The sequence below is a fragment of the Streptomyces mashuensis genome, from assembly GCF_014654785.1.
GTDB classification, from domain to species: domain Bacteria; phylum Actinomycetota; class Actinomycetes; order Streptomycetales; family Streptomycetaceae; genus Streptomyces; species Streptomyces mashuensis.
In genome coordinates this window covers 48,672-58,864 of the sequence record NZ_BNBD01000024.1, presented here as the reverse complement: position 1 = coordinate 58,864, position 10,193 = coordinate 48,672, and the positions used below count along the sequence as shown (strand labels likewise).

The window sequence follows — 10,193 nt, the reverse complement described above, 5'->3', positions numbered from 1 at the left end:
TGCAGGGGGGACCCTGTGGGAGAGTAGGACGCCGCCGAACAATTATTCAGAAAGCCCTGGCGGGAACCATGTTCCCGCCAGGGCTTTCTTGCGTTTCCCGGACGGACGACATACCCCCGCGGGGCCGGCCGGCCGGACGTCGCGTCACCGCTCACGTCAGGCCGGCCGGCCCTGCCCGGTATGTCACTCGGAAGCCGCCCGCGCAAGCTCCAGGTCCAGGGATTCGCGACGAATGCGCTGGTCGATGTAGAGAAGCGCCGTCACGCCCGCCGTGAGCGGAAGAGCAATGGTCGAACCGATGGTCGCGCCAATGCCGTCGATGATCAGAGAAGACCACGTCAGGGGAGCCTCGAGATCCCGCCCCCCATTCAAGATCATTTCAATCATGTTCGCGGGAACCTGAATAACGGCCGCCACCACGAATACCAGTAGCGCCGCCAGCAGCTGTATGCCGAAGATACGCCACCACGACCCCTTGACCAGCTTTGCGGAACGGCGCATTGACGCCACGACACCTTGTCGTTCGAGCATCAGCGCCGGTGCCGCAAGGCTGTAGCGAATCCAGATCCAGGCGGCCACCGCCAGCGCGACCGGCATTCCGGCGACGAGCAGTGCGGCACCGATGGCGACGTTCGCAGCCGACACCGCCAGGCCCAGCGCCGAGGCGGCGGCCACCGGTGCCATGCCGAGCAGCGGCAGCACGCAGAACAGCCCCGCCAGGCTGAGCAGGCGCGGCCGGGCGCTCGTCCAGGCGTCCCGCAGCGACGAGGGACGGCCCAGGACCGCGTGGCTGACGACCGTCGTGATGACGCCCGTGGCGATGATCGAGCCGACGATGCTGACGAGCATGCCCACGCTGATGCCGGCCGCCGTGTTCTTGAGGGCGTCCAGCAGTTCGCGGCCGCTCGGCACCTCGTCGCCGTTGCCGCCGAACCGTTCCAGGCCCTTGAGGTTGCGCATCCAGACGCCCTGCACCACGGTGCCCACGGCCTGGGTACACAGGGAGACGGCCAGCGTCACGCCGAACACCGTGCGCCAGTACCGCTGCATCGTGCCCAGGGCGCCCTGGACGATCTCGCCGACGGTCAGGGGCCGCAGCGGGATCACGCCCGGCCGGGGCGCCGGCGGTGCCGCCGGGGGCCACGGGTGCCGGCCCCAGCCGCCGCCCGGCCCGTAGCCGCCCGATCCGTCCGTTCCCCCTGGTCGGCCCGTGTTGCCGGGTCCGCCCGGTCCCCAGCCGCCGGCCTGGTCGCCTCCGCTGTTGGCGCGTGCCCGGCCCGGAGAGTCGTTCATGTCTCTTTCGCTCCTTCGGTTCTCCGGCGTCATCGTGTCACGGCGGGTCCCCGCCGGGGCGGGCCCTCGGGACGGCCCACGGCCCGGCTCGCACGTCATCCCGTAAGGGGGACCATGGAGGGGAGCCCTTCTCCAGACCGTGTACGCGGGGCAGACTGGACCAATGGCTGATCACCACGCGGCACCCGAATCCCTGCCCGGAACCGGATCGCGATCGCTCGTGGGCGGTGTCCCCGCACTGCGGTGGGACGACCCGCCCGAGGGACCCGTGATCGCCCTGCTCGACCAGCGGTGCCTCCCCTCCGAGGAGGTCGAGCTGGTGTGCACCGACGTGCCCGCGCTGGTCGACGCCGTGCAGTCGCTCGCCGTGCGCGGCGCCCCGCTGCTGGGCATCGCCGGTGCGTACGGCGTCGCGCTCGCCGCCGCCCGCGGCTTCGACGTCGAGGAGGCCGCGGTGCAGCTCAGCGGTGCCCGGCCGACCGCGGTGAACCTGGCCTACGGGGTGGCCCGCGCGCGGGACGCCCACCGGGCGGCACTGCGGGACGGTGCCGGGCCCCAGGGGGCCGCGCAGGCCGCCCTGGAGGCGGCGCGGCGGCTGCACGCCGAGGACGCCGAGGCCAGCGCCCAGATGGCGGGGCACGGCCTGCGGCTGCTGCAGGAATTGCTGCCCGGCGGTGGCTTCCGGCTGCTGACCCACTGCAACACGGGGGCGCTGGTCTCCGGCGGCGAGGGCACGGCCCTCGGCGTCATAGCCGCGGCCCACCGGGCCCGTGAGCTGCGGCGTCTGTGGGTGGACGAGACACGTCCGCTGCTTCAGGGCGCCCGGCTGACCGCGTACGAGGCGGCGCGGGCGGGCATGCCGTACACGCTGCTGTCGGACAGTGCCGCCGGGTCGTTGTTCTCCGCCGGCGAGGTGGACGCGGTGCTGGTCGGCGCGGACCGGATAGCGGCGGACGGCTCGGTGGCGAACAAGGTGGGCAGCTATCCGCTGGCCGTTCTGGCCCGCTACCACCACGTGCCGTTCGTCGTCGTCGCGCCCACGACGACGGTGGACCTGTCGACGCCGGACGGCGCGTCGATCGAGGTGGAACAGCGGCCGGGGCACGAGGTGACGGAGTTGCCGGGTGCGGCTGCCGGGACGCCTGTGGCGCCCCTGGGTACGCAGGCATACAATCCAGCGTTCGATGTCACACCGCCCGAGTTGCTGACCGCGATTGTCACGGAAAACGGGGTTGTTTCGCCCGTGACGGGGGCCGGTCTGGCAGAGCTGTGTAACAGGTCACGATCGGGTAATGGGATGATGTCGATATGAAGGGACGCGTCCTCGTCGTCGATGACGACACCGCACTCGCCGAGATGCTCGGAATTGTGCTTCGTGGTGAGGGTTTCGAGCCGTCGTTCGTCTCGGACGGAGACAAGGCGCTCGCCGCATTCCGCGAAGTCAAACCCGATCTTGTTTTGCTGGATCTCATGCTGCCGGGCCGCGACGGTATTGAGGTCTGCAGGCTGATCCGGGCCGAGTCCGGCGTGCCGATCGTCATGCTGACGGCGAAGAGCGACACGGTCGACGTCGTCGTGGGCCTGGAGTCCGGCGCGGACGACTACATCATCAAGCCGTTCAAGCCCAAGGAGCTGGTGGCCCGCATCCGGGCGCGCCTGCGCCGTTCCGAGGAGCCGGCGCCGGAGCAGCTCACCATCGGCGACCTGGTGATCGACGTGGCGGGGCACTCGGTGAAGCGCGACGGCCAGTCGATCGCGCTGACGCCGCTGGAGTTCGACCTGCTGGTCGCGCTCGCCCGGAAGCCCTGGCAGGTCTTCACCCGCGAGGTGCTGCTGGAGCAGGTCTGGGGCTACCGGCACGCCGCCGACACGCGTCTGGTGAACGTCCACGTGCAGCGGCTGCGCTCGAAGGTCGAGAAGGACCCCGAGCGGCCCGAGATCGTGGTGACCGTCCGTGGTGTGGGTTACAAGGCGGGGCCGAGCTGACGTGCCGGGTGACGGCGCCACGCGCCGTGACCCCCGGAACGGCGCACAGGCCACGGACGGCGACGTGAAGGACGGCGAGGCGAAGCGGCCCTCCGGGGCGCCGGCCGGGGAACGTGCCGGCGGTGCCTCCGGCGTATCGCTTCTGCGCCGGCTGTGGCGGGCCGGGCGCCTGTGGTCGGACGGCGCGGGCGCCGGGCCCGTGCACCCGGTGCTGCGCCTGTACGCCCGCTGGGTGCGCCGGCCGCTCCTGCCGGCGATGCGGTTGTGGCGGCGGAACATCCAGCTGCGGGTCGTGGCGACCACGCTGCTGATGTCGCTCGGCGTGGTGCTGCTGCTGGGCGTGGTGGTCATCGGCCAGGTCCGCAACGGGCTCTTCGACGCCAAGCGGCATGCTGCGCAGAGCCAGGCCGAGGGCGGTTTCAAGGCGGCGCGCGACGCCGCGGACCCGGCCGGCGACGCGCGGGCGCAGGACGGCGCGCAGTCCGGCGGGCGCGGCAACCCGGACTCCGGCGCGTGGCTGACCGCGCTGGTGCAGCAGCTCGCCAGTGGCGGGCAGGGCGTCTACCACGTCGTGGCGCTCAGCGCGGGCGACGGCGACGCGTCGGCCGCCGGCGGGGGCACGCGCGGGCCGCGCGCCTCGGGCGACATCGACCCGCAGCACAGCGTCCCGGCCGACCTGCGCCGCGAGCTGGACACGCACACCGGGACGTTCGAAAAGCCCGGCACGATCAAGCGCAACGCCTCCGACGAGGGCGAGCCGGCGCTGATCGTCGGCAAGCGGTTGTACGACGTCAACGGCAGGCCGTACCAGCTGTACTACCTCTTCCCGTTCACGCAGGAGGAGAAGTCGCTGAGCCTGGTGAAGGGCACGCTGGCCACGGCCGGGGTGTTCGTGGTGGTCCTGCTGGGGGCCATCGCCTGGCTGGTGGTGCGGCAGATCGTCACACCGGTGCGGATGGCGGCGAGCATTTCCGAGCGGCTCGCGGCGGGCTTCCTCCAGGAGCGGATGAAGGTCACCGGCGAGGACGACATCGCCCGGCTGGGTGAGGCGTTCAACAAGATGGCGCAGAACCTCCAGGTGAAGATCCAACAGCTGGAGGAGCTGTCGCGCATGCAGCGGCGGTTCGTCTCGGACGTCTCGCACGAGCTGCGGACGCCGCTGACGACCGTGCGGATGGCGGCGGACGTCATCCACGAGGCGCGGGACGGGTTCGACCCCGTCACGGCGCGCTCGGCGGAGCTGCTGCTGGGGCAGCTGGACCGGTTCGAGTCGCTGCTCGCCGACCTGCTGGAGATCAGCCGGTTCGACGCGGGCGCGGCGGCCCTGGAGGCCGAGCCGGTCGACCTGCGCGACGTGGTGAACCGGGTGCTGGACGGGGCTGCGCCGCTGGCCGAGCGGAAGGGCAGCCGGCTGCTGGTGCGCGGTGCCGAGCAACCGGTGATCGCGGAGGCGGACTCCCGGCGCGTGGAGCGCGTACTGCGCAACCTGGTGGTCAACGCCGTGGAGCACGGCGAGGGCCGCGACGTGGTGGTGCGCCTGGCGGCGGCCGGTGGCGCGGTGGCCGTGGCGGTGCGCGACTACGGCGTGGGGCTGAAGCCGGGCGAGGCCACGCGGGTGTTCAACCGGTTCTGGCGCGCCGACCCGGCGCGGGCGCGGACGACCGGCGGTACGGGGCTGGGCCTGTCGATCGCGGTGGAGGACGCGCGGCTGCACGGCGGCTGGCTCCAGGCGTGGGGCGAGCCCGGGGGCGGTTCGCAGTTCCGGCTGACGCTGCCGGCGGTGGCGGGCGACGCGCTGCGTGGTTCGCCGATCCCGCTGGAGCCCGAGGACTCGCGGCGCAACCGCGGGGTGAACGAGGCCGGGGTGCCGTCGACACCGTCCGGTCGGGGCGGGCCCTTGGGACAGCCCAGCAGAAACGTACGGCCTGCCGCCGATCCGACGGCTTTGCCGGGGAGCGGGGCGCGCGTGGTGACGCGTCCGCCGGTGTCGTCCGCGGGCGGCGACGCGCGTGACGAGGCGGGTGGCGACGAGCGTGACGGCGCGCGGGGTGACGCGCGTGAGGGCGCTGACGGCGCTGACGGCGCGGGTGGGGCGCACGGCCGGGGGAGTGGAAGCGACGACGGGGGCGATGCGGGCCGGGACGACGAGCAGCGGAGGCGGGCGTGACGGACAGCAGGGCAGTGCGGGCCGTCCGCCGGTCCCGGGCGGTGGCCGGGCTGGTCGCCGCGGTGGCGGGCGGGACGCTCGTCGCAGGGTGTGCGTCCATGCCGGGCAGTGGTGACGTCACCGCCGTGGACTCGTCGCAGCGGGCCGACGCCGACGCGCAGGTGCGCGTGTACGGGGTGCCGCCGCGCAAGGGCGAGCAGCCGCAGGAGCTCGTGGCGGGCTTCCTGGAGGCGATCACGAGCGACGACCCCGACTACGGCACCGCGCGCATGTACCTGACCAGGTCGAAGCAGGGGCAGTGGGACCCGTCCGCGTCGACGACGGTGCTGTCGCAGACGCCGCAGGTGCGGATCGAGCGGACCGGTGGCGACCGGGAGCCGGGGTACACGGTCACGCTGACCGGCCGGCAGATCGCGAAGGTGGACGCCAAGCACGCGTACAAGCCGGACGACGGCACGTACCGGGCGACGCTGCACATGACGCGCGAGGAGGGCGAGTGGCGCATCGACGCGCTGGACTCCGGCCTCGTGCTGGGCGTGGCGGACTTCCAGCGCATCTACCGGTCGGTCAACAAGTACTACTTCGCGGAGCTGGGTCCCGGCGGCGGGGGCTCGGCCTCCGCGCGGGACGTGCTGGTGGCGGACCCGGTCTACCTGCGCAAGCGCATAGACCCGGTGACGTCGTCGGTGCGGGCGCTGCTGGACGGGCCGACGTCGTGGCTGGACCCGGTGGCGGCCACGGCGTTCCCCACGGGCACGAAGCTCGTGGACCAGCGGCTGGCGCTGGACGACTCCAGCGGCCTGAAGGTGCGGGTGAACGACCGCGCCGCCGGCGCCAACCAGGAGCAGTGCCGCCGCATGGCCGCGCAGCTGCTGTACACGGTGCAGGAGTCGGCGAAGGTCACCGACGTGACGTTGCAGGACAAGGACGGCGGGCGGCTGTGCACGCTGGGCCGGGACCAGGTCAAGGCGTACGGGCCGGAGCAGACGGGGCAGCCCGACCGGCAGTACTTCGTGGACGGGCAGCACCGCCTGGCGAGCCTGGGCGACAGCGACACCGAGCCGCACCGCGTACCGGGCCCGATGGGCGCGGACGGCGCCGTGCAGTTGCGGTCGGTGGCCGTGGACCGGAAGGAGCGGCGCGCCGCGGGCGTGTCGGCGAACGGGCAGGCGCTGTACGTGGCCCTGATGCAGCCGGGCGTCGCCTTGGGCGAGCCGAAGGTGACGTCGCGCGGCGGTACGGGTGCGAAGGCCGGGCTGACCGCGCCGAGCTGGGACGGCCTGGGCGATCTGTGGGTGGCCGACCAGGACGCGGAACACCCGCGGCTGCTGCGGGTGCCGGCCGGTTCGGGCACGCCCGAGGACGTACGGGTGCCGGGGCTGGACGGCGGGCGGATCACCGGGCTGCGGGTGTCGGCCGACGGCGTGCGGGTGGCGCTGCTGGTGACCAAGGGCGACCGGACGACGCTGCGGCTGGGCCGCGTGGAGCGGCGGGGCAGCGCCGGGCACCCCAGCCTGTCGGTGCAGGAGCTGCGGTCGGTGGCGCCGCGCCTGGAGGACGTGCAGGCGGTGACGTGGGCGGGCGCCAGCCGGCTGCTGGTCGCGGGCAGTGAGCAGGGCGGCTTGCAGCAGTTGCAGTACATCGAGACGGACGGGTCGCAGGTGAACGGCTCGGCGCTGCCGGGGATCACCGGTGTGCGGGGCGTGGCGGCGCCCGAGACGGCGGGGAAGGCGCAGGCCCTGGTGGCAGAGGGCGAGGGCGGCATCGTGCGGCTGCTGCCGGACACCAACTGGAAGCTGGTGGGCAAGGAGGGGTCGGCGCCGGTCTATCCGGGGTAGCCGGTCTGTTGGTTCGGTCTGTTGGTCCGGTCTGTTGGTCCGGTCTGCTGGTGTTCGTGCGTTGCCGCAGGTGGTGGCCGTGGCCGGGAGTTTTCCACAGGGGTGGCGGGGCCGGGCGCGCGGCGGGACAGTGGACGGGTGCGCCGTTGGTGGCTGGAGATGGCCGGTCTGGTGCTGCCCGCCGACTGCGCGGGCTGCGGCCGGGCGCGGACCGTGCTGTGCGGGGCGTGCCGTGCGCGGCTGTACGGTCACGCGCCGTGCCGGGTGCTGCCGGAGCCGGTCCCGGCGGGGTTGCCGTGGGTGTACGCGGCCGCGCCGTACGGCGGGTGCGTGCGGTCGGCATTGCTGGCGCACAAGGAGCGGGGTGCACTGGGGCTGGCCGAGCCGCTGGGTGCCGCTCTGGCGGGCGCGGCCGGGCGTGCTGGTGCAGGTGGTGCGGGGTATGCCTCGCGGGGCGCGAGGGGGCCGTTTCTGCTCGTTCCGGTGCCCTCGGCGCGGCGGGCCGTGGCGGGGCGGGGGCACGATCCGGTGCTGCGGATCGCCAGGGCGGCGACGCGGGCGCTGCGGGGCGGGGGCGTGCCGGCCCGGGTGGCGCCGGTGCTGCGGTTGCGGCGTGCGGTGGCGGACCAGTCGGGGCTGGACGCGCGGGGCCGGCTGGCGAACGTGGCCGGGGCGATGGGCGTGGTGCGCGGCGGCGAGCGGTTGTGGCGCGACGGCGGGGTGGTGGTGCTCGTGGACGACCTGATGACGACGGGTGCCTCGCTGGCCGAGGCGGCCCGTGCGGTGGGTGCGGTGGGCGGCCGGGTGGCGGGCGCGGCGGTGGTCGCGGCGGCTTCGAGAGCTTTCGAAAAGGAACCGGAACTGACGGGGAAGGCCCGTCGTTCCAGCGAGAAAGGGCCGGACGCCACCTGAATGGAGGTACGTGACGGTAGGGGGTACCGACGCGCTTCCAGGCGAGATATGTTCGGTTGTGAGGAAGGGCAGGAGCTATGCCGCTTTTCTTCCGATTGGCGCGCTTCGTATGGCTTCGCTGAAGCTTGAAGAAAGTCCGCAGATGCCGAAGACGCGTGACGCCGGTGGGGTGGCGCTCCTGTCCCCGGGGGAGGAGGAGGTGAAAACCGTCTGGTCGGTGGCTCCGGGAAGGCCCGGGGCCTGCATGCAAGAGGGATGCGCTCCGCAACCTTCGGCGGGGCGATCCGGGAACGGAGTTCTGCGTGGACATCGTCGTCAAGGGCCGCAAGACAGAGGTCCCCGAGCGGTTTCGCAAGCACGTGGCCGAGAAGCTGAAGCTGGAGAAGATCCAGAAGCTGGACGGCAAGGTGATCAGCCTCGACGTGGAGGTGTCCAAGGAGCCCAACCCCAGGCAGTCCGACCGGTCCGACCGGGTGGAGATCACCGTGCGTTCGCGTGGACCGGTGATCCGTGCGGAGGCCGCCGCGGCCGATCCGTACGCCGCCCTCGACCTGGCGACGAGCAAGCTGGAGGCACGGCTCCGCAAGCAGCACGACAAGCGTCTGAGCCGCCGCAACGGGCGGCTGCCGGCCGGCGAGGTCGCCGTCGTCGTCAACGGCGCCGCCGAACTGGACGACAGGGGCCGGCTCACCACGAGCGCCGAGACGGACGTACCCGTCACGCACATGGGACCGCTGGAGATCAGGGGCGAAGGGCCCCTCGTGGTCCGGGAGAAGACGCACACCGCGTCGCCCATGGCGCTCGACCAGGCGCTGTACGAGATGGAGCTGGTCGGGCACGACTTCTACCTGTTCGTCGACTCCGAGACCAAGATGCCCAGCGTCGTGTACCGACGCCACGCCTACGACTACGGCGTGATCCGCCTGAACAGCAACGACTTCTACACCGGAGAGCCCGGTGGTGCGGGCGGAGAACTCGGCTGACCCCGACCCCGTGAACGGTGCCCTCGGAGCGCGTGGCGCGCTCCCGGGGCACCACCGTGTGACCGCCGAAGGCATCCGGCCGGAGGCGCCGGACGGGCCGCCCGGCATGAAATCATGGCCGGGCGGCCAACCGCCGGTCCCCCGGAACCGGTTGGGGCGGCGCAGACTGTGCAACCGCGGGGGCCACGGCCTTCAGGGGGAGGAACTATGGCGGACAGGTTCGGACCCGTCAGCGGGCCCGCCGAGGACGACGAGGACAGTGCCCGCTCCGGCCGGAGCACGTCCAGGGACGCGCGGCAGGAGCCCATCCGGGTCCTCGTCGTCGACGACCACGCCCTCTTCCGCCGTGGACTGGAGATCGTCCTCGCCCACGAGGAGGACATCCAGGTCGTGGGCGAGGCCGGCGACGGCGCCGAGGCCGTCGACAAGGCCGCCGACCTGCTCCCCGACATCGTCCTGATGGACGTCCGCATGCCCCGCCGCGGCGGCATCGAGGCCTGCACCTCCATCAAGGAGGTCGCCCCCAGCGCCAAGATCATCATGCTGACGATCAGCGACGAGGAGGCCGACCTCTACGACGCCATCAAGGCCGGCGCCACCGGCTACCTCCTCAAGGAGATCTCCACCGACGAGGTGGCGACCGCCATCCGCGCCGTGGCCGACGGCCAGTCGCAGATCAGCCCCTCCATGGCCTCCAAGCTGCTCACCGAGTTCAAGTCGATGATCCAGCGCACCGACGAGCGGCGGCTGGTGCCCGCGCCCCGGCTGACCGACCGCGAGCTGGAGGTCCTCAAGCTGGTCGCCACCGGCATGAACAACCGTGACATCGCCAAGGAGTTGTTCATCAGCGAGAACACGGTCAAGAACCACGTCCGCAACATCCTGGAGAAGCTCCAGCTGCACTCGCGGATGGAAGCGGTGGTGTACGCGATGCGGGAGAAGATCCTCGAAATCCGCTGATCCCTCCCCGGGGCCCCCGCCCCCGCCCCCCCACCCACCCCCCGCCCCGCCCCC

General features: G+C 72.6%; 8 protein-coding genes. 7 read left to right on the top strand and 1 reads right to left on the bottom strand.

Annotation, left to right across the window (positions count from 1 at the left end; all coding sequences use genetic code 11):
• Positions 1-183: 183 nt before the first annotated feature.
• The gene (locus IE305_RS31440) at positions 184-1,293 is read right to left on the bottom strand and encodes a glycerophosphoryl diester phosphodiesterase membrane domain-containing protein (RefSeq protein ID WP_190133238.1); all 1,110 of its coding nucleotides are present in this window, start codon (positions 1,291-1,293) and stop codon (positions 184-186) included.
• Between the two features lie 163 nt (positions 1,294-1,456).
• Between IE305_RS31440 and mtnA the strand changes: the two genes are divergently transcribed.
• The 7 genes from mtnA to IE305_RS31405 all read left to right on the top strand — a co-directional run bounded on the left by mtnA (position 1,457) and on the right by IE305_RS31405 (position 10,139).
• Complete coding sequence (gene mtnA / locus IE305_RS31435) at positions 1,457-2,605, top strand: S-methyl-5-thioribose-1-phosphate isomerase (RefSeq protein ID WP_190133237.1); 1,149 nt, start codon at positions 1,457-1,459, stop codon at positions 2,603-2,605.
• A complete protein-coding gene (gene mtrA, locus IE305_RS31430) occupies positions 2,602-3,279 on the top strand; it encodes a two-component system response regulator MtrA (protein ID WP_190133236.1) in 678 nt (225 codons plus the stop codon). The genes mtnA and mtrA overlap by 4 nt, the downstream gene beginning before the upstream one ends.
• A 64-nt stretch (positions 3,280-3,343) precedes the next feature.
• Positions 3,344-5,446 (top strand): MtrAB system histidine kinase MtrB, encoded by a 2,103-nt coding sequence (mtrB, locus tag IE305_RS31425; protein WP_444546182.1) that lies wholly within the window; start codon positions 3,344-3,346, stop codon positions 5,444-5,446.
• Positions 5,443-7,284 (top strand): LpqB family beta-propeller domain-containing protein, encoded by a 1,842-nt coding sequence (locus IE305_RS31420; RefSeq protein WP_229891790.1) that lies wholly within the window; start codon positions 5,443-5,445, stop codon positions 7,282-7,284. The genes mtrB and IE305_RS31420 overlap by 4 nt, the downstream gene beginning before the upstream one ends.
• 138 nt (positions 7,285-7,422) lie before the next feature.
• Complete coding sequence (locus IE305_RS31415) at positions 7,423-8,196, top strand: ComF family protein (RefSeq protein WP_229891788.1); 774 nt, start codon at positions 7,423-7,425, stop codon at positions 8,194-8,196.
• Positions 8,197-8,498: 302 nt separating this feature from the next.
• A complete protein-coding gene (gene hpf, locus IE305_RS31410) occupies positions 8,499-9,179 on the top strand; it encodes a ribosome hibernation-promoting factor, HPF/YfiA family (RefSeq protein WP_190133235.1) in 681 nt (226 codons plus the stop codon).
• A 207-nt stretch (positions 9,180-9,386) separates the two neighbouring features.
• Positions 9,387-10,139 carry a response regulator gene (locus IE305_RS31405; protein WP_190133234.1) on the top strand — a complete coding sequence of 251 codons (753 nt, stop codon included), beginning with the start codon at positions 9,387-9,389 and terminating at the stop codon, positions 10,137-10,139.
• Positions 10,140-10,193 lie beyond the last annotated feature (54 nt).

What these genes read in the sequence shown, in the direction of transcription:
- IE305_RS31440 (WP_190133238.1), bottom strand. Translation starts at nt 1,293, where the DNA reads ATGAACGACTCTCCGGGCCGGGCACGCGCCAACAGCGGAGGCGACCAG.
- mtnA (WP_190133237.1), top strand. Translation starts at nt 1,457, where the DNA reads ATGGCTGATCACCACGCGGCACCCGAATCCCTGCCCGGAACCGGATCG.
- mtrA (WP_190133236.1), top strand. Translation starts at nt 2,602, where the DNA reads ATGAAGGGACGCGTCCTCGTCGTCGATGACGACACCGCACTCGCCGAG.
- IE305_RS31405 (WP_190133234.1), top strand. Translation starts at nt 9,387, where the DNA reads ATGGCGGACAGGTTCGGACCCGTCAGCGGGCCCGCCGAGGACGACGAG.